Annotated in this window: 5 protein-coding genes; all 5 read right to left on the bottom strand. The window is 68.1% G+C overall.

Going from position 1 to position 20,728, the window contains the following annotated elements; all coding sequences use genetic code 11:
- Positions 1–1,838 (bottom strand): type I polyketide synthase (locus tag SX243_17060; protein ID MDY7094683.1); only part of this gene is annotated, 1,838 nt, incomplete at its 3' end.
- A 1-nt stretch (position 1,839) separates the two neighbouring features.
- On the bottom strand, positions 1,840–14,751 hold the full coding sequence (locus SX243_17055) for an amino acid adenylation domain-containing protein (GenBank protein MDY7094682.1): 12,912 nt from the start codon (positions 14,749–14,751) through the stop codon (positions 1,840–1,842).
- Between the two features lie 311 nt (positions 14,752–15,062).
- Positions 15,063–16,187 (bottom strand): capreomycidine synthase, encoded by a 1,125-nt coding sequence (gene vioD / locus SX243_17050; protein ID MDY7094681.1) that lies wholly within the window; start codon positions 16,185–16,187, stop codon positions 15,063–15,065.
- A gap of 39 nt (positions 16,188–16,226) precedes the next feature.
- A complete protein-coding gene (locus SX243_17045) occupies positions 16,227–17,882 on the bottom strand; it encodes a cyclic peptide export ABC transporter (protein ID MDY7094680.1) in 1,656 nt (551 codons plus the stop codon).
- On the bottom strand, positions 17,879–20,728 hold a 2,850-nt coding region (locus SX243_17040; protein ID MDY7094679.1), incomplete at its 5' end, for an amino acid adenylation domain-containing protein. The genes SX243_17045 and SX243_17040, both read right to left, overlap by 4 nt.

The raw sequence follows: 20,728 nt of genomic DNA, 5'->3' as shown, positions 1-20,728 counted from the left end.
GGGCGGGTGGGGCGACTCAACAAGGCTCGCAGATCCGGTTCACCGCCGGAGCTCTCCCCAGGCTCGTCGGCCGCCGGGGCGAGCAGCAGATCCCGCAGATCGACTCCCAAGGTCTCTTTCAAGGCTTCGGCACAGCGGTCAAGACAGCGTTGGAAGACCGGTTCTTGGCGATACAGCCGGCGAGCCATGGCGGGATGGTGATCGCCCACGCCGGGGAACAGGAAGCTGATCCGCAGCGACGTTCCCGCAACCGCCTCGGTGCCCCGGCGGGCATCCCCGGCGGTGAGCTTCTCGACGGCTTCGGCGGCGGACGCGGCCACCACGTAGGACCGATGGGGCAGCTCCCGGCGACCGGTCTGAAGGGTGAAGGCGACGTCCGCTACCGGCAGGTCGGGGTGATCCCCCAGATGCTCCGCCAGGCGCTGCTCGGCGGCTCGCAGGGCCTCGGCGGTCTTCGCCGACAGGGGCAAGATGTGAGCGCTCCGCCGGGAGGGATCGGAGGGTCTCCGAGGAGCCTCTTCGAGCACCGCGTGGATGTTGGTACCACCCAGGCCGAAAGAGCTAACCCCAGCCCGCCGGGGCCCCTCCTGCCGAGGCCAGGGGCTGGTTTCGGTGTTAACGTAAAACGGGCTGGCGGCGAAATCGATCTTCGGATTCGGCTCGCTGAAGTTGAGGCTCGGTGGCACGATGCCGTGCTCCACCGCCATCGTCGCCTTGATCAGCCCGGCGATGCCGGCGGCCTCGTCCAGATGACCGACATTGCTCTTGACGGAGCCTACGGCACAAAAACCCCGCCGGTCGGTGTAGGAGCGGAAGGCCCGGGTAAGGGCGGCGATCTCGATCGGGTCGCCGAGGGGGGTGGCGCTACCGTGGGCTTCCACGTAGCCGATGGTCTCCGCGTCCACTTCCGCCAAGGCCAGACTCTCGGCGATCACCCGCCGCTGGCCCTCGACGCTGGGAGCGGTAAAGCCGATGCGGTGACCGCCGTCGTTGTTCGCCGCCGTGGCCCGGATCACGGCGTGAATGTGATCGCCGGAGTCCAGCGCATCCTGCAGCCGCCGAAGCGCCACCACACCCACCCCGGAGCCACCCTGGGCGCCTTCGGCCCGGGCGTCGAAGGAGCGGGTGTGGCCGTCCGGCGACGAGACGCTTCCTTCTTCCCACACGTAGCCCGCAACCTGGGGAATGGGAATGCTCACCCCACCTGCCAGGGCCACGTCGCACTCACCCGACAGCACGCTCTGGCAGGCCATGTGAACCGCCAACATCGAGGTGGAGCAACCGCATTGCACCAGGCTGCTGATTCCAGTCAGTCCCAGCCGGTAGGAAATCTGCGTGGGCAGCATGTCCCGGTCGTTGAGCAACCCCGCCTGCATCTCGCCGATGCGCCGGGCCACCGCGCCGGCGGCGGCCAGGAAGTATTCCCGATAGGAGCTCGAGCTGCTGCCGGCAAAGACCCCCACCCGCAGGTCGGAGTGCCGGCCCAGGCAGCCGGCGTGCTCCGCCGCCTCCCAAGCGCACTCCAGGAACAGCCGCTGCTGGGGATCCATCACCATCGCCTCGTTGGGAGTAAACCCGAAGAAGGCGGCGTCGAAGTGCTCCACCTGCTCTACCGGGGCCGCCGCGGGAACGTAGTTGGGCAGGTCCAGAACCTCCTGCGGAATTCCCTGTTCCAGGAGCTCCTCCCGGGAGAAGAAGGTCACCGCCTCCTTCCCTTCGACCAGGATTCGCCAAAGATGATCTAGGGTCGGCGCCAGCGGGAAGCGCCCCGCCATGCCGACGATGGCGATGGCGGTGGGCAGGTCGGTGACCTCGGTAGGGGCTCGGTGCTCGTTCATCTCAACTCTCCTGACCGGCGAGCCGCGTCGCGGCGTCTCTGGAATCTTCGTCACCGGCGGCCCGGCGCTGGGCCCGGCGACGGCGTTCCTGCAAATTGCGCAATCCCTCCGAACGTCCCCGCACCCGACTCACCAGCTGCTGGCGCTGCGCCGGCTCCTGCTCCGCCGCTGCCACCGCCAAATGCTGCGCCTGGCTGAGCACCGTCGGATAGGTGAAGAGATCCACCACCGGCACCTCCTCGCCCAAGGCTTCGGAGAGGGCGCTGGACAAGCGCAGGATGAGCAGGGAGTCGCCGCCGACCTCGAAGAAGTTGTCCTCCACTCCCACCACCTCGAGCCCCAGAACCTTCCGCCAGACCTCGGCGATGAGCTCCTCGCGCTGATTCGACGGTGCTGGCGACGCCCCGGCGGTGATCCCGGCCCCGAAGTCCGGACGCAGCTGGGCGCGGTCCACCTTGCCGTTGGCGGTCAAGGGCAGCTCGTCGAGTACGGTGAAGAAATGGGGCACGAGATAGAGCGGCAGGTGCTCCATCAGCACCAATCGCAGCTCTCGGGGAGTGGGCGCCGGCCGGGCTGCGGGCACCACGAACGCCGCCAAGCGGGGCCCGGCGTCCTCTCCGCCGACCCGGTGAACGGTCACCGCCGCCGCCTGCACCTCCGGCAGGGCGACGAGGGCCGCCTCCACCTCTCCGGGCTCTACCCGATGACCGCGGATCTTCACCTGCCGATCCAACCGACCGAGGAATTCCACCGCCCCGTCGAAGCGCTGCCGCCCACGGTCCCCGGTGCGGTACAGCCGAGCACCCGGCTCTCCGCCCCAGGCATCGGGGACAAAACGGCCGGCGGTGCGCCGGGGTTCTCCCAGATAACCGCGGGCCAACGCCCCACCGCCGAGGTAGATCTCCCCCGGGCAGCCCATGGGAACGGGATGCCCTTCGCGATCCAGCAGCAACAGGCGCGAACCTGCGATGGGGCGTCCTACCGGTACCGCCCGCTGACCGCCGCCATCGGCATCCTCGACCCGGTGCAGGGTGTTGGTGACGGTGGTCTCGGTGAGGCCGAAGACGTGGATCAGCTCCGGTCGCTGCCCGTCAGATCGCCAGCTGGCGATGGCTGGCGCCGAGGGCACGTCGCATCCCAACAAGAGCCGCGACAAGCTCGGAGGAGGGTTCGCATCCCGGCGCTCGAGCTCCCGCACCCACTCGCGCCAGAACCGCGACGGCAGCTCCGCCACGGTCACCCCGTGCTCCCGGATCACCTGCTCCAGCTCATCCACCGCCCCCAACAACTCCATCGACGGCACCACCACCGCGGCTCCCGCTACCAGCGCCGGAAAGACCTCCTCGATGAGGACGTCGAAGCTCGGCGCAGCGAATTGGAGCACCCGATCCCCGGGCTTCAATGCCAACCGCTGCGCCATCTCGACGGCGTAGGCGGACAGGCTGCCGTGGCTCACCGCCACCGCCTTGGGCCGGCCACTGGAACCGGAGGTGTAGAAGGTGTAGGCCAGCTGCTGCCGGTGCGGCAGGGTGTCGGTGGCCCTGGGAAGCGTCTGCGGGGACGCCGGCTCGTCGAGGCTCAGCACCGCCGGCACCGCGGCCCGCACCTCCGCCGGCAACCCGTCCAGAACTTCCTGCTGCCCCATCAACAATCCTGCTCCGGACCGTTTCAGCAGACTCACCAGCCGCTCGACTCCCTGATCCGGATCCAGCGGCAGAAAGACACCGCCGGCGCGCATCACCGCCACCAAGGACACCACCAGCGACGCCGAGCGCAGGGCCGTCAAGGCCACCACCGGCTCCCCCATCGCCGGCTCCCCCATCGCCGGGTCCGCCGCGGCTCGCTGGAACCCTTGGCATTGCAACCGAGCCGCCAGCTCGCCACTCTGTCGCCACAGCTCGCCGTAGGACAGTTCCTTCGACGCCGACACCAACGCCGGCGCCGCCGGATCCGCCTCCGCCCGGCGCCGCACCAGCTCCGGCAGCGGCAGCGGGTCCTCCCCCGTCTCGGGGCTCGCGGACCACTCCCACAGCAGCTGATGCCTCTGCGCCGAGGTCAGCAGAGAGAGCTCGCCGAGACGCCGTCCCGCGTCTCGGCCCTCTTCGGCGAGGGCCAGGAGCAAACGCTCGAAATGCTCGAGGAGCCGCCCAGCGGTGCTCTCGTCGATCTGGCTCTGGTCGTATTCGAGCCCTAGCAGCAGCCGGTCCCCGGGCTCCGCGGACAGGGCGAGGGCGAAGGTCGACCGTTCCTCGGCGTCCTCGATCTCCATCCTCAGCCCGGAACCGGCGCCCTCCTCGGAAGCCTCCTGGGGATAGTTCTGCACCGCCACGAAGGAATGAAAGAGCGTCTCCCCAGGGGCCAGGCCCTCGGCGGCGCTCCAACGCTGGACCTGAATCAGTGGAGTGTGCTGAAACCGCTGGACCTCGCCCAGGCGCCGCTGCACCTCCGGCAACCAGCGGGCGACGGGAGTCGAAGCAGCCACCGGCAGTCGGAGGGGGAGATTGTTGATCAGCAGACCGATCATCGTCTCGACCCCGGGTAGATCCGCGGGACGGCCGGAGACGATGACCCCCAGAACCACGTCCTCGACCCCGGCGTAGCGCCCCAAGAGCAAGCCCCAGGCGCCCTGGATCAGCGCCGCCAGGGTCAGACCGCGGGAGCGCACGAAAGCGTCGAGGGCTAGGGTCGAGGCCCGGGGCAGGGTGCGGTGCCTCTCCCGCGGCACGTGCTTCTCGGCCGCCGCCCGCCGATCCCGGGGCAGCGGCGTGGGGCCCGATAGATTCTCCAGATGGGAGCGCCAAAAGCGCTCCGCAGCGGTGAGATCCTGCCGCTCGAGCCAGGCCACGTACTCCCGAAACGGCCTTACCGGCGGTAGGGAACGCCGCCGGCCAGCCACTTCGTCGGCGTAGAGGGCGGTCAACTCGTCGAGCAGCAGCGGCAGACTCCAGCCGTCCAGGAGCACCTGGTGGAAGCTCCACACCAGCAGGTGCTCCTGGTCCGCAACCTCGGCCACCAGCAGCCGGGCGAGGGGCGGCTGGCGCAGATCGAAGCCACGCCGACGGTCCCGATCCAGCCAGCGCCGCTTCTCGGTCTCCGGATCCCGGCGCCAATTCACCCACTCCAGCGGCGCTTTCACCGAATCCTGTACCAGCTGCAAAGGCTCAGCCAGGTCCTCCCAGCGAAAACTCTTGCGCAAAGCCGGATGGCGCTGCACCAACCGTTGCCAGGCATTGCGCAGGCGGGGCACCCGCAGGTCGCCGTGAAGCCGGCAGATGAGCTGGCCCACGTAGGTGCCCCGCTGGCTATAACGCACCGTCTCCACCAGCATGGCCTGCTGGAGCGGCGTCAGGCGGTAGAGATCCTGCAGCTCCTGCCCCGACTGCCTCAACTTTTCCTGAGTCTGACGCAACCAGGCCCGAGAGACCTGCGCGAGGGGGAAGTCGGCGGGGATCCAGGCTCCGGCGACATCGGTCTGGGGACGAATCAGCGAACGCAGAGCCTCCGCTGCCGCCTGCGCCATGGCGGTCACCGTCTCGGCCCGGAAGCGCCCTCCGCTGTAGCTCCAGGAGAGGGTCAGCCGGCCGTCCCGAACCTCCGACTCCACCACCAACTCGTGGGTCTGGAGCGCTTCCGGACCGGCAGAGGCACCCACCGCCTCGTCGGCCACCGTCAGCAATCCCCCGACACCCTTCCCCGGCTCCCCGCCGCCGGCTTCGGCCCCTCGGGTGACCCTGCCCTGATGGTTGAAGAGCACCGGCGGCGTCGGCAGCTGTCGCCAGCACCGGCGCAGCTCCGCGGGACCGCGATACAACAACCAGCCCCAGCCCAGACTGCCACCGAGACTGCCGCCGGGAATGGACCGTAGGGCTGCCTTGACGGCCGCCACCAGAGCCGGTTCATCTGCGGCCTCCCCAGGCTCCACCACGAGAGGGTAAAGTGTGGTCAGCCAGCCGACGGTGCTCGCCGGCAGCAAGCCCTCCACGGGATTGCCGCGACCGTGGCCCTCCACCTCCATCCAAGCCACGCCGGCACTGGCACTGGCACTGGCACTGGCACTGGCACTGGTGGCGCTGGTAGCGGCAGCGGGCCGGGCATGGGAGCGTAGCCCCGCCACCACCGCCGCCAGGGCCACCTCCTCCAAGCGCGCGCGCAGCGGCCGCAGCCGCTCCTCCAACCGGGCGGTCTCCGCCACCGACAAGCCCGCGGAGACTTCCCGCTGGAGCGCCAGGGCGCGGCTGCCGTGAGGAAAGTCCGGTTCGATTCGGAGCGCCTCCCGGGCCCGATCCAGGCGCTCCTGCCAGAAAGGGATCTCGGCGTCGAAGCCGCCCGCCGTGGCGTGCTCCTCCAGCCCTCGGCTCCACTGCAGAAACGAAGGTCCGGGAGCGGTGCTCCGCTCCCGATGGAGCTCCGCCGGGGCCTCCAGGCTCAGTTCCAGGTCCCGCCCCAGCACCTGCCAGGAAACGTTGTCCAGCACCAGATGGTGAGCCACCAGCAAGAGCCTCTGGCCTCCCGCCGCCTCCGGCACCCGAAAGAGCATGGCCCGCAGCAGCGGCGGCTCATCGAGACGGAAACTGGCCTGGACCCGCTCCGCCGTACGCTCCAACCCCTCTTTCCAACCCGCCCCCAGGGCGCGCAGATCCACCTGCGCCCAGGGCGTTGCGGGAGTCGCCGCCGGCAGCTGAACTTCCTGGCGCCAATCCGGCCGTGTCTCGAAGCCGACTCCGGAGGCCTGCGCCGAGACCGCGGACGATCTTTCGAAGAACAATCTCAGGGCGTCGTGCCGGCGCACCAAGAGGGCCAGAGCCCGCGCCAACTCCCGTAGTCCGAGCGGTCGGCGGGGGCGCAAGAGAACCGCCAGGTTGGCGTGCTCCCGATGCTCTAACCCAGCCTCCAAGAACCAGCGCTGAACCGGCAGCAGGGGTGCAGGGCCCGCCGCCGGCCCCGAATCCTCCTGCGCCGCCCGCGGGAGCTCCTCTGTTGCTTCCCCAGCGGCGGCGGCCAGCCCCGCCACCGTCGGATGCTCGAAGACCTGCGGCGGGGTCAGCGCCAGCCCCCGGCCATGGAGCCGGGAAACGATCTGGAGAGCCAGGATCGAATCGCCGCCGAGAGCGAAGAAATCGTCGAAGCGGCCGACGGACCGAAGCCCCAATACCTCGCACCACACCGCCGCCACCGTCGCCTCCGCTCCCGGCCGAGGAGCCTCTTCGGGCGCCGCCGTCTCCATCTGCGGGGCCGGTAGGGCGCGATAGTCCACCTTGCCGTGGACGGTCAGGGGCAACGCAGGCAGGAGGATGAGGAACGGCGGGAGGAGATGACCGGGTAACCGTAGCGCCAGCTCTCGGCGCAGCTCCTCGGGACTCGTCTCCATCCCCTCCGTGGGTACGGCATAGGCCGCTAGCCGCGGCCCCGAATCCGCTCCGTCCACCGCCGTCACCGCCGCTTCCGTCACCGCCGGTAGCTCCTCCAGCGCCGCTTCCACCTCGCCGGGCTCGACCCGGTGACCCCGAATCTTCAGCTGGCGATCCAGCCGCCCGAGAAACTCCACCGCGCCGTCGAAACGCTGACGGGCCAGGTCCCCGGTTCGGTACAGCCGCGCGCCGGGTTTCCAGCTCCACGGGTCGGGCACGAAGCGGCCAGCGGTTCGCCGCGGCTCTCCCAGGTAGCCCCGGGCCAGATTCTCGCCGCCGAGATAGATTTCTCCCGGACTGCCGGCCGGTACGGGAGCGCCCCGAGGATCCAAGAGCAGGAGCCGTGTGCCCGCCACCGGGCGCCCCGCGGGCACCGGACGCAGACCCCGGCCGTCGTCCTCGGTGATGCGGTGCACGGTGTTGGTGACGATGGTCTCCGTCAGCCCGAAGACGTGGATCAGCTCCGGCGCCAAAACCTCCAGACTCTCGGGCGTCTCCGGATTCTCGGAGCCGCCCAGTTTGGATCGCCAGGTGGCGATGGCCTTTGGCGAGGGCACGTCGCAGCCCAAGAGAACCCGCGACAGGCTCGATGGCGGTCGCGCCCGCCGCCGCTCCAGCTCCCGCACCCATTCGCGCCAATACCGCGAAGGCAGCTCCGCCACCGTCACCCGGTGACGCACCATCGCTTCCTCCAGCTGGTCCGGCGCCCCCAGCAGCTCCCTCGAGGGCACCACCACCGCCGCCCCCGCCACCAGTGCCGGGAAGACCTCCTCGATCACCACGTCGAAGCTGGGAGCGGCGAATTGGAGCACCCGATCTCCGGCTCCCAACTCCAGCCGCTGAGCCATTTCCACCGAGTAGGCGGAGAGCCTTCCGTGGCTCACCGCCACCGCTTTGGGCCGGCCGCTGGAACCGGAGGTGAAGAAAGCGTAGGCCAGCTGCCGTGGGTCGGGGATCTGCTCGGGCCGGCCCGGAGCTCCTGGGGACGAAGGGCCCACGGTGTCGCAGGGGAGCATCCCTGGCACCGCCGCTTTCACCGCCTCCGGAAGCGACGCCAGCACCGCCCCCTCTGCCATCAGCAACCGCGCACCGGAGCGTTGCAACAGATCCACCAGCCGCTCCGCTCCCTGCTTCGGATTCACCGGCAGGAAGACGCCACCGGCGCGCAAGATGGCGACCATGGCCACCACCAGCGAGGGCGACGGGGCCGCCGCCAGAACCACCAGAGGCTCCGGTCCGGCCCCTTCCAGCGTTGCCCTCAACAGCATCGCCAGCTCGCCGCTACGGTGCCACAGCCGGCGGTAGGAGAGCTCTTCCGACTCCGCCACCAACGCCGGGGCCGTCGGGCTCTGCTCCACGGTTCGTCGCAACAGCTCCGGGAACGGCGCCACCGGCTCTCTCGCCATCTCTTTCGACACCGACGGAGCAGCGGACCATTCCCATAGCAATTGATGCCGCTGCGCCGCCGTGAGCAGGGAAAGCTCGCCGAGGGGCTTTTGCGACGGGGCGGTCGAGAGCTCCCTCAGCAGCACCTCCAGATGCTCCAGCAGCCGGCGGGCGGAGCTGTCGTCGAGCCGTTGGGCGTCGTATTCGAGCTCGAGGTGGAGCCGTTCTCCCGGGTTTGCGGTGAGCACCAGGCCGAAGTCGGACCGTTCCTCGGTGCCCAGCACCTCCACTCCCAATCCCGCGTCGGCGCTGTCGTCGGGGGTTGCCGGAGGCTGATTCTGCACCGCGACGAAGGAGTCGAAGAGGGCTTCTCCAGCGGGTAGGGCGGATTCCGGGCACCAGCGTTGGATCGCGGCGAGGGGCGTGGCTTGAAAGCCGCGGATCTGTTCCAGGCGCCGCTGCGCCTCCTGCAGCCACGGCAGCACCTCCGCCGATGCCGGCAGCTCGAGGCGCAGCGGCAGATTGTTGATCAGCAGACCGACCATGGACTCGACCCGGGGCAGCTCCGCCGGCCGGCCCGAGACGGTCACCCCGAAGACCACGTCGCTGATACCGCCGTAGCGGCCCAGCAGCAGGCCCCAGGCTGCCTGCACCAGGGTAGCGAGGGTCAGCTGACGGCGACGGGAGGAGCGCCCCAACGCTGCCGTCGCCGGCACCGACAAACGCATCGACACCTCGCGGTGGCATGGCTCACCGGTTTCCCTACGATCCCAGGGCAGAGGTGTCGGTCCCGGGAACCCTTCCAGGGACTTTCGCCAGAAGGCCTCCGCCGCTTCCTGGTCCTGAGCTCGCTGCCAGGCGACATAGTCACGAAAGCGCGGCGCCGGTGGGAGCGTCGGCTCGGCCCCCAGCACCGCGTCGCGGTAGAGCAGCGCCAGCTCCTGGAGCAAGACCGGCAGGCTCCAGCCGTCGAGCACGAGCTGATGGAAACTCCACACCAGAAGGTGCTCCGTCTCCCCACTGCGCACCACCAGCAGCCTCGTCATGGGCGCTTCTTCGAGCGGAAAGCCGCGACGCCGGTCCCGCTCCAGCCAGCCTTGCCGGAACCCCTCGTCCCGCCGTCTCCAATCCCCGGTCTCGAAAGCCGGTGGCGCCGAATCCAGGACCAATTGCAGCGGTTCGTCGAGACCTCGCCATCGGAAACTGGTGCGCAGGCCATCGTGGCGCGCCACCAGACCGCGCCAGGCTTCCTCGAGGGCTGAGAGCCGCAGATCGCCGTGGAGTCGGCAGAGGAGCTGACCGACGTAGGTGCCCCGATCTTCGTGACGCAGGGTCTCCACCAGCATCGCCTGCTGCATGGGCGTCAGCGGATAGACGTCCCGCAGAAGGCTGCCAGCGGCGCGCACCCGTTCTTGCTGCTCGTCGAGCCATTGCCGCGAGACCCGCACCAAAGGAAGGTCGGACGGAGTCAGCGTGGCAGCCTCGGCGTCTCGGCAATGGGTCACCAGTGCTTCCAGGCAGCAACCGAAGCGCAGCGCCAGGGATTCGACCGCGTCCCGCCGCAGCCGGGCTGGCCCAAAGGTCCACGTCACTTCCAATCCCTCGGCGCCGATCCCGGCGTTGATCTCCAAGGCGTGTTGACGCCGGAGCAGCGGCGATTCGGTGGCGCCTACCGCTTCCGTCGCCAGCTCCAATCCCCGTCCATCCTCACCGACGTCGAAGCGACCGGCATAGTGGAAGAGGATCTCCGGCCGCACCCGCCGCAGCTCGCCTCGATCCTCCCCCGCACCGTCCCCGGCCCCGCCACTGGCCGGACCACCGGCGGTCAGCCATCCATAGGCCACGCCGCCATCGGGCACGCTCCGCAGGGTTTCTTTGACCGCGGTCAAGACCCCCCGGGCGTCCCGCTCCCGTCGCAAGTCCAAAAGCACGGGATACAGACAGGTAAACCAGCCGATAGAGCGAGAGAGATCGGCTCCCTCCAGCAGCTCCTCCTGCCGCCCGTGAGCCTCCAGGTCCAGCAGCGCCAGCCGGACCCCGGTGATCTCCCCCAGCGCCTCCCCCAACGCCGCCACGAGCAGCTCCTGGATGTTCATCCCGTAGGTCGTCGAGGCCGCCTGCACCAGCTCCCGGGCTGTCCACGCCGGCAGCTGCTGGGTCACGGTTTCCGCCTCCCCGGCGAGGTCGTCCACAGCCTCTAGGGACGCGAGCCGCGGCACCTCCGGCGCCGCCACCAGTGAGCGAAGCCAGAAATCCCGCTGCTGCTGCAGATCCTCGCCATCCGCCGCCGCGAGCCGCCGGGCCCAGGTGCTGAAGGGGGTCGTAATGGGCGGTAACGAGACCTGGGGATCGTCGTAGGCCGTCAGCAGCTCCTCCATCAGGATGCGCCACGAGACCGTATCCACCACCAAGTGGTGGGCTACCACGAGCAGCCGGCAAACCCCCGGGCCAACGAAGAGCAACGCCCGCATCACCGGGCCCTTTTGCAGGTCCAGGCTGCGCTGGGCCGCCGCCGCCACCGCGCTGAGGGCCGGGGAGCGGGCGGCAGCAGGGAGAGCGCCGAGATCCACCGTGGCCAACGGCAGGGTCCCTTCTTCAGGGCCGGCGCAGACCTGGCGCCAGCGGCCGGCGGCGGTACGGAGGAAGCGCAGCCGCAGCGCATCGTGGCGCCGCGGGAGCCGGGCGAGGGCGCCTTCCAACCGCTCCGGATCGAGCCAGAAGCCCTCCGTAGGAGTCGCCCCGGCGGCACCCCGACCCAGCAACAGCGGCAGCGTCCAATGCTCGGGATGGGGTGGATCGGAGTCCAGGAACCAGCGTTGCATCGGCGTCAGAGGCACCGGTCCCGGGGATGCCGCGGCCGGTGCTGCCGCGTCCTCCTCCCGCCCCCCTGGCGCCGCCGCCAGCGCCGCGGCCAGACGCCGCACCGTCGGATGGCGGAAGAGGTCGCCGGGCTGAACCTGCAGACCGTGTTTCTGGCACCGGGAGGCGATGCGGATGGCGAGGATGGAATCGCCTCCGAGCTCGAAGAAGCTGTCCTCCGGACCGACCCCTTCCACCCCCAGCCCTGCTTCCCAAACCCGGGCCAGGGTGCGCTCCGCCTCGCCGTCCAGCTCGCCCCGTCCCGGCGCGGCGGTGGAAATCAAGGACGACAGGGACGAGCGGTCGATCTTGCCCTGGGGAGTGCGGGGCAGGGCGGCGAGGAAAACGAAACGCGCCGGTACCAGATGCTCCGGCAGCCGCCGCCGTAGGGCCGGCGTCAGGGCTTCGGAAGTCCACTGCGAGCCGCCCCGGGCCCGGCCGTCGTCGACCACCAGATACGCGACCAGCTGAAGATCTCCGGCGCTAGCCCCCTGCACCGCCCCCACCGCCACTTCCCTCACCCCCGGAAGCGCGGCGAGAGCGGCCTCCACCTCTCCCGGCTCGATGCGGTAGCCCCGGATCTTCAGCTGTTGGTCCAATCGGCCAAGGAATTGCAGCTCGCCGCTCCCCAACCAGCGCACCCGGTCCCCGGTCCGATAGAGCCGCGCTCCGGGATCCGGGGAAAAGGGATCGGGGAGAAAACGCGCCGCCGTGAGAGCCGGCCGACGCAAATACCCGCGACCGAGACCGCGACCGCCCAGGTACAGCTCTCCGGCCAGCCCCAGGGGCGTCGGGCGGCCGGCACCGTCGAGCACCAGGGCCCGGACTCCGTCCAGCGGCCGCCCGAGGGGCAAGGGAACCGGCATGGAACCGGCGACCTCGTCCGCCCCCACTGGCCGCAGGGCGCTGGTGACCGTGGTCTCGGTAAGCCCGAAGACGTGGACCAGGGGACGGCCGGTACGCCGCCACCGATCGATTTCCGCTGGGCGAGGTGCTTCGCAGCCGACCAGAACCCAGCGCACCGAGGCCGGCAGGGGAGCTTCCTCGTCGAGGCTGTGCAACCACTCCCGCCAAAATGGTGCCGGCAGCTCGAGCCCGGTCACGCCATACTCGGCCAGCACGGAGATCAGCGCCCCCGGTGAGCCCAGTAGATCTTCTCCCGGCAACACCACCGCCGCGCCGGCGGCGAGGGCTGGGAAGACCTCTTCCACCATCACGTCGAACGCCGGCGAGGCAAACTGCAGCATGCGCTGGCCGGGTCCCAGAGCCAGGCGCCGGACCATCTGCGTGACATAGGCGGCGAAGGCACCGTGGGGAATGATCACCCCCTTGGGCTTGCCGGTGGAGCCAGAGGTGTAGAAGACGTAGGCCGAGCTCTGCGGCGACCGCGACAGGGAGGATGCAGTGAACCGCGGGGAAGACCTGGGGGATAGATCTTCCGGCGCTTCCTCGAGGGCCTCGGAAGCCTCGGACAGCTCCACCACCCGCACCACCGCCGAGAGCTCGCTATGTCCGCGCTCCACCAGCTCCGGGGCCACCAGCAGCAGCCGGCAACCGGCATCCTCGAGGATTTCCCGCCAGCGCGCCGGCGGCGCCGAGGGATCCAAGGGCAGGAACGGGGCCCGCGCCTCCATCACCGCCACCAAGGCTAAGACCAGAGACGGCGCGCGCGGCGCCAGCACCGCGACCGGAACCTCCCCTTCCGAGCCCAGGCTTCGCAACGCCTTTCCCAGGCGCCGGCTCCTGCTCCGGAGCAGCCCATGGCTCATCCGCTCACCAGCGGCGATGAGCGCCGGAGCTTGCGGGGCCTTCTCCGCCGCTGCCGCCAACAAAGCGGGAACCGACTGCATCGATGCCAGCCCCATGGATACCGGTGGCTCCTGCCACTCCACCAGCAGCTGATGCGCCTCCCCCGAGGTCAAGAGCGGCAGCTCCTCCAGCGCCTGATGGACGCCACGGGTCATGCCCTCGAGCAAGGTGCTGAAATGCCGCAGCAGACGGAGGATTTGCACGCAACCCGCTCGCCGGGCGTCGTATTGGGCTTCCAGCTCGAGGAAATCCCCCGCAGCCAGCACCACCAGTACGAGGGTGAAGCCGGGCTTCTCCTCCATGCCCAAGACCTCCACCGCCAACCCCTCGGGAGGAGGCCCCAGACCTTGGGAGAGGGTCTCCCCTTGGAAGGACAGAACTCCGTCGAAGAGTCGTCGCGAACCCGGTACTCCGCTCCACTGGCGGATCTGCCGTAGGGGAACGTGCTCATGGTGCCGAGCCTCGACCCGCTGAGCCTGGAGCTGCTTCAACCACGACCCTAGAGGAGTCCGAGAGCCCCAGCGGGCGCGCACCGGCAGCGTGCTGACAAAGAGCCCGATCATCTCCGGCAATCCGGCGAGGTCGCCGGAGCGGCCCGCCCCGATGGTGCCGAAGACCACGTCCCGGCAGCGCCCATAGCGCCCCAAGAGAAGACCAAAGGCCCCTTCCATCAGCGTCGCCAGGGTCACCCCGGCGTCCTCCGCGAGGCGCTGGAGACGCCGCGCCGTCGAGGGTGCCAGGCGCCGACGCTCTTGCCCCCACTGCTCGCCGCCGGGGCCGCTAGGCCGTTCCGGCTCCAGGGGCCACGGCGTCGGCTCCCTCAGCCCTTCCAGACAGCTGCGCCAGAAGCGCTCCGGTGCGGCGGTATCCTGCCCTTGAATCCACTGAACATAGTGCCGAAAAGGGGGAGGCGGAGAGGGCAACCGGGGATCGAGGTGCTGCCGCAAGGCCTCATAAGCGGCAAAGACCTCTCGCAGCACCAGCGGGTAGGACCAGCCGTCGAGGATCAGATGATGCAGAGTCCAGACGAAGAAATGGCGCTGAGGCGACAGTCTGAGCACCGTCAGGCGCAGCAGCGGGGCTCGGCTGAGATCGAAGCCCCGGCGGCGGTCCGCCGCCAGCAGAGACGGGAGCCGCCGCCGCGCTTCGGTCTGGGCAACACCGCTCCAATCTTCCACCCGCAGAGGCAACCTCGCCTGCCGCCCCACCACCTGGAGGGGATGCTTCATCCTGCGCCAGGCGAAGGCGGTGCGCAGAACCGGGTGACGCCTCAGGACGTGGCGCCAGGCCCGTGCGAACCACCCGAGATTCAGAAGGCCGTCCAGCCGACACTGCAGCTGGACGGTATAGAGCGGCTCATGGGGAGCCACCAGCTCTTCGAAGAGCATCGCCTCCTGGAGCGGTGAGAGGGGATAGACATCCTCGACGTGCTGGGTGGGTGGGGCAGCCATAAAGGGAGTTTCGGCGAGGGGCACTCCTCGCCACCAAAAACTCGCTGAAGCTGATAGATCAACCGATCTTCCGGCACGGGAGCACGTGGTGCGGCCTGCCTCCAGCCTTCAGTGAAATCTTTGGCGCAACCAACAAACCAAACGAGCGATTAGGTCACCAACTAGAGGAGTGCCCGCGCACGGGGAATCGGGACAGCCCCCGGGGAAATGGCAAAGCTCGTCACCGGAGCTTCTCCGGAACCACCTTTCACAGGGTGCGGCACCGCTGAGGAGAGTCCGCTGACCTCGCCTTTCCGGCTAGGAGCTCCGATCTAGCCGTCGCTCACCGGGGCGCTACGCAGCAGACTGGATGCTGCCGCCAGGCCCTTCTCCAACTCGGCGGTGCTGCAGCCGAAGCCCAGACGGGCGTGTTCCGGGAAACCGAAGCAATTGCCCGGCACCAGCAGCGTGCGGTGCTCCTGGGCCAGCCGGTGGCAAAAAGCCTCCACGTCCAGACCGCCCTTGAAGCGAGGGAAGCCGCAAACGCCACCGGCGGGAACTACCCACTCGACGAACTCCGAATGTTCGTCGATCCAGCGGCCCAGCAGCGCTCGGTTGTGGCGTGCCTGCTCCAGACGCTTGCCCACCAGGACCTCTCCGGCATCCAGGGCTTTCTCGAAGATCAGCTCCACCAACGGTGACAGGTGCAGGAGGGTGTAATCCCGCAGACGCACGAAGCGCTCCAGGATCTTCGGGTCGGCGACGCACCAACCCACCCGCAGCCCGGGCAGCCCGTAGGCCTTGGAGAAGGTACCCATGGACAGAGCCTTGTCGTAGACCAGCGGTGGCTCCGGCAGCGGCTCGGTGTCGTAGACCAGCTCGGTGAAGGCGCCGTCCCAGACCAGGTAGGCATCGGCCTGACGACAGCGCTCGATGAGCTCCGCCTGCTCGTCGGCGGTGAGGGTGGCACCGGTGGGATTGTGGGGGAAGTTCACCACCACCATCTTGGTGTCCGGAGTGAGCAGGTCGTCCAGATCCGCCATCTGCGGCCGGAAGCCGTTCTCCCACTTCATATTCCACCGCTTGAGCCGGGCTCCCATGGTCTGCGCCACCGAGTACAGCTGCTGGTAGAAGGGATCGAGGACCAGAACCTCGTCCCCCTCCTCCACCAGGGCGCTCATGATCAGGAAGTTGGCCTCGGTGGAGCCGTGGGTGACCATGGTCTTGCTCACGTCACCGCCGGCGAAACGCCTCGCCACCGCCTCCCGGGCATTGTCGCCACCCAAGGTCATGCTGTCGTGGAAGAGGATCCCGTCGAGCTGGTCACGGGTGAGCTCGGTATGCTCATAGAGGTCGGTCATGGAGTAGTTCTCCACGCCGCTGCTCCCGATGTCGTAATCGGTTTCGAAGTAGTAATAACGCATCCACTCTTCGAGCAGAGCTTTTTCAAATTTCATCCTTCGGACCTTTCTAACTTGGTGATTCCAGCTCGCTGGTCAGACCGCTTCGCGGTAGTACTCCGTCTCGTCGACCGGCTTGTCGTAGACCAGCTGGCCGTAGTCCAGTTTGATGATGCGATCGCCCATGTGGTAGTAGGCATCGTCGTGACTGATGGCGAGGACCAGCTTCCCGCGCCGCTTCAGCTCCGGTAGCAGGTGATGGTAGAAGACTTTCTTGAATTCCGGATCCTGATCCGCCGCCCACTCGTCGAAGAGGAAGATAGGCGAGTCCTCCAGGTAGGCGGTCAGCAGAGCTAGGCGCTTGCGCTGCCCCTGAGACAGATCCAAGGTCGAGAGGCGCCCGTTCTCGATCCGCACCTTGTGCTTGAGGTGCAAATCCTTGAGGTACTCGCGGGCGTTCTCGTCGAGATCTGGGCTCTCGAGCCCCAGCAGAGTCTCAAACAGGAAGAAATCCGAGAAGACCGCGGCGAATTGCTCTCGATAGTCGCTGCGGTTGCTGTCGTCGATGGCCTCCCCGTCGAGAAACAGCTCGCCCTCTTCCGGGGGATAGAGTCCCATCAGCACCTTCGCCAAGGTGGTCTTGCCGCTGCCGTTGCCGCCGACGATGAAGACCAGTTCCCCGGGCTGAAATTCGAGGTTCATAGGACCGAGGGAGAATTCTTCGTCAGCACTGTCGTGGCGATAGGTGTGGGCGATGTTGCGTGCGGCCAATCGATTCCATTCGGGCTTGGCCGTGCTCGTGCCCTCCGCTTCGCTGACCCCGGACGTCAGGGAGATTCCCAACCCCTCGATCTTGCGCACCGAGACGTCGGCGTTGGTCAGACCGGGCAGATCGTTGAGCACCATCTGCAACGGCGTCAGCATGTAGAACAGGACCAGGGTGTAGCTGCCCAAGACCTTGCGATCGAGGCCGTCGATCCACAGCGGCAGGAAGAAGAGAACCGTTCCCAGGAGCAGGAAGAAGATCGCATTGCCCCAGGTACCCGCGGCGATGAAGATCTTCGACGCCTTGATTTCCAGGCTTCGCTGCCTGCCGGCGATCTTGCGCACCATGTCCATGAAGGCCAGACGCCGGCTACGGCGCATCTTGAGCTCCTTGGTGCCCTGGGTCGAGCCCCGAAAGCAGTCGAATAGCTCGTCCTCCACCTCACGGGCCAGCTCCTGGACGCGGATACCCGCCATCAAGGGAATCTGATAGCTGATCACGCCGACGAGAATGAATACGAGAACCGCCAACAGCACCGGCCAGGAAAGCCATCCCATATAGGCCAGACAGCCCACCACCACCGCCGCGTTGATGAAGAACTGGGGCATGTTGGCCAGGGCGTCGGTGACGCTCTCGATGTCCTCGGTCAGCGCCACCATCAGCTTTGCCGGCCCCTGTTCTTCGAGCCGGCGCAAGGGAGCGGTGAGGATTCGGTCGGTCAAGTCCACCCGCAGCTCGTAGGTGGCCCGCTGACCGAGCAATGTCAAGGTATAGGAAGCGATGTAGCGGGCCACCATGACCAGCGGCAGCATGACGAAGAACGCCAGCACAAGCTTGCCACCGGAGAGGAATGCTTCCCCGTAGAGATATTCGTTAATCAGGAAGAGGAGGCCAGTACTCAATAGGCCGCTCACCACGCCCGAGATCACGACCGCGGCGAAGATGCCGCGCCGTGAATAGGCTTTGATGACGTGGAATAACTTCATTTCAGATCACTCCTTTTGGGTTGAACGTCATCGAACTCAGAGAGTACTGACGTCAAAATCTTGCCAAGCTCCGCAATGTGGTTCGGACCGAGCATGTCGAAGTGGTGTCCTGGCACGCGCTCTACTCGAACCCGCGTTCCGGAAGCCTTCTTCCAGCCGAGATCGTTGGGCACCCAGCGATCCCAGTAACGGGCACGCAAGATCGCCACCCGAGCCTGAATGCCCCGCACCAAGCGCTCCCAGGGGCCGTCATCGCTGCTCTCCTCCGGCGGCGGCAAGGCCTCGCTGGCCTTGAGCAGGATCAGATCGCCGTCGTAGGGACCGGGCTCGTAAGCCGGCAAGGCCTGGAAGTTGATCTTGAAGATCTCGAAGAAGCGCCGCAGCTGCTTGACTTTGACCTCCGGCGGGAACTGACCGGAGTCCTGGGCCCGTTCCAAGATGTACGCGAGCCGGTCGTTGAGGCTGAGCTGGGAGAACTCTTCTTCCGGTAGCTCGATGTCCACCTGCAGACCGAAGTTGAGGGCAAAGGCGTCGAGGAGATTCTCTTCATCCCTGGCGCCGAGACGATCGAAGGCGCTCGGCACCTTGCTGTCGAGCAACACCACCGGAGCCACTTCCTTGCCCAGACGCCGCAGCTGGCTAGCCACTTCGTAGGCGAGGGTGCCGCCGAAGGACCAACCGCCGACATGGTAGGGCCCCTCCGGCTGGTGCTCGATGATCTCGCTGACGTAGTGAGCCGCCATATCCTCGATGCGGTTGAACGGTGCGATGCCGCCGTCGAGACCCTGAGATTGGATGCCGAAGTGCGGCCTCTGGTCGTCGAGATGCTCGACCAGGTTGCGGTAGAAGAAGACCGTGCCGCTGACCGGATGGACCCAGTACATGGGCTTGCCCTCGCCCTCCGGCCGGATCGGCACCAACGAGGCATACAGACCTTCCTCCGACTCTCCGCTGATCAGTGCCGCCAGGGCTTCGATGGTCGGATTCTTGAACAGGGCCGCGACGGGCAGACGCTTGCCCGTCGTCTGCTCGATGTTGTTGAGCAAACGGACGCCGAGCAGCGAATGGCCGCCCAAGGCGAAGAAGTTGGCGCGGATGCTGATGGGTGACACGTCCAACATCCGTTCCCACAGCTTGACCAGCAAACGCTCGACCTCGGTACGCGGCGCCAGGTATTGGTCGGCCGCTGCGACCGAGCCATCCGGTGCCGGCAGCCGGCGACGATCGACCTTACCGTTGGGGGTGAGGGGCATTTGTTCCAGCATCACCACGTGGCTTGGAACCATGTAGGCCGGCAGTCGTTCGCTCACCGCGTTGCGAATCGTTTCGGCGAGGTCCTGCGGATCCTCCACTCCTTCGGCGGGAGTCGCATACGCCACCAGCTGGAGACCCGCGCTCTCTGTCGCACGAGCGGTAACCACCACCTCGCCGACGCCCTCCTGGGAAGCCGCCACCGCCTCGACCTCGCCGAGCTCGATGCGGAAGCCGCGCACCTTGACCTGGTGGTCGATGCGGCCCAGGAACTCCAGCTCGCCGTCCGGCCGGCGGCGCACCAGGTCCCCGGTGCGATACAGCCGTCCGCCCTCGCGCAGGCCCTCACCTTCGCTCAAGCCATCCGGAATCCACTTCTCCGCTGTCAGCGCCGGCCGGCCCAGATAACCCCGGGCCAGACCCGCGCCGCCCAACAACAGCTCTCCCGCAACGCCCGTCGGCACCTGACGACCGAAGCGGTCTGCCACGTAGGCCACCGTGCCGCCAAGCGGCCCGCCGATGGTCGGAGCCTCCTGCGAATCCCGCGGCACCAGGTTCCAGGTCGAATAGGTCGTGTCCTCCGACGGACCGTAGAGGTTGAAGACCCGCTGCACCTGCGACGAGCGGTAGATCGAGTCCACCAGCTCCCGAGACAGCGCCTCGCCTGCCAGATTCACCGTCCGCACCGACGCCGGCAGGCCTTCGCCCCGCACCAGCTCCGCCAGCGCCGAGGGCACCGTGTTGACCAGACGGACGCCTGAATCCAGTCCCTCGGAGACCTCCCGCAGCGCCAGCGCATCCTTCGCCAGCACCACCGTGCCGCCCCGGGTCAGCGGAACGAAGAGCTCGAAGATCGACAGGTCGAAGCACACCGACGTCGCAGCCATCACCGCCGATAGATCCTCTGCACCGTAGTGCTCCCGCGACCACTCGAGCAGCGCCAGCGCGCTGCGATGCTCGATGGCGACGCCCTTCGGACGACCCGTCGAGCCCGAGGTGTAGATCACGTAGGCCAGCTGCTCTGCTACCTGCTGTCCGGCCACCGGCTCCCAAGCCGCCGAGGCGCCCTCCGAAGCCGGCCATTGCCGATCCAAAGACCGGTCCAAAGGCTGGTCCAAGCGCACCAGCGTGCGCTGTCCAGCTGCCCCGTCCTCACCGGCGTCCAGCAGATCGTCGAGCAGGTCGCCCTCGGTGATCGCCAGCCGGGAGCCGGAGTCTTCGAGCATGAAGCGGCGGCGCTCCTGAGGATACGCCGGGTCCACCGGCACGTAGGCGCCACCAGCCTTGAGCACCGACAGCAGCGCCAGCGGCAGCTGGGCCGTCCGATGCAGGCACACCGCCACCGTTTCCTCCGGCCTCAACCCCAGCGACACCAGGCCCGACGCCAGACGGTTCGACTCCTCCTCCAGCCGCTGGTAGGTCCAGCGCTCCTGGCCGACCACCAGGGCCACCGCCTCCGGCGTCCGCTGCGCCTGGGCGCTGAACGCCTGGTGCAGGCTCTGCGCCGCCGGTCGGGGCCTTCCGGTGTCGTTCCACTCCACCAACTGCTGCCGCTCCGCCGCGCTCAGCAGCTCGATTTCCCGGAACGAGCGCTC

It is taken from the genome of Acidobacteriota bacterium (genome assembly GCA_034211275.1).
Classification (GTDB): domain Bacteria; phylum Acidobacteriota; class Thermoanaerobaculia; order Multivoradales; family JAHZIX01; genus JAGQSE01.
This window is presented reverse-complemented; position numbering and strand designations above follow the sequence as displayed.

Bases quoted from the DNA above. Each gene is read 5' to 3' on its own strand.
- SX243_17055 (MDY7094682.1), bottom strand. From the start codon at position 14,751: ATGGCTGCCCCACCCACCCAGCACGTCGAGGATGTCTATCCCCTCTCA.
- vioD (MDY7094681.1), bottom strand. From the start codon at position 16,187: ATGAAATTTGAAAAAGCTCTGCTCGAAGAGTGGATGCGTTATTACTAC.
- SX243_17045 (MDY7094680.1), bottom strand. From the start codon at position 17,882: ATGAAGTTATTCCACGTCATCAAAGCCTATTCACGGCGCGGCATCTTC.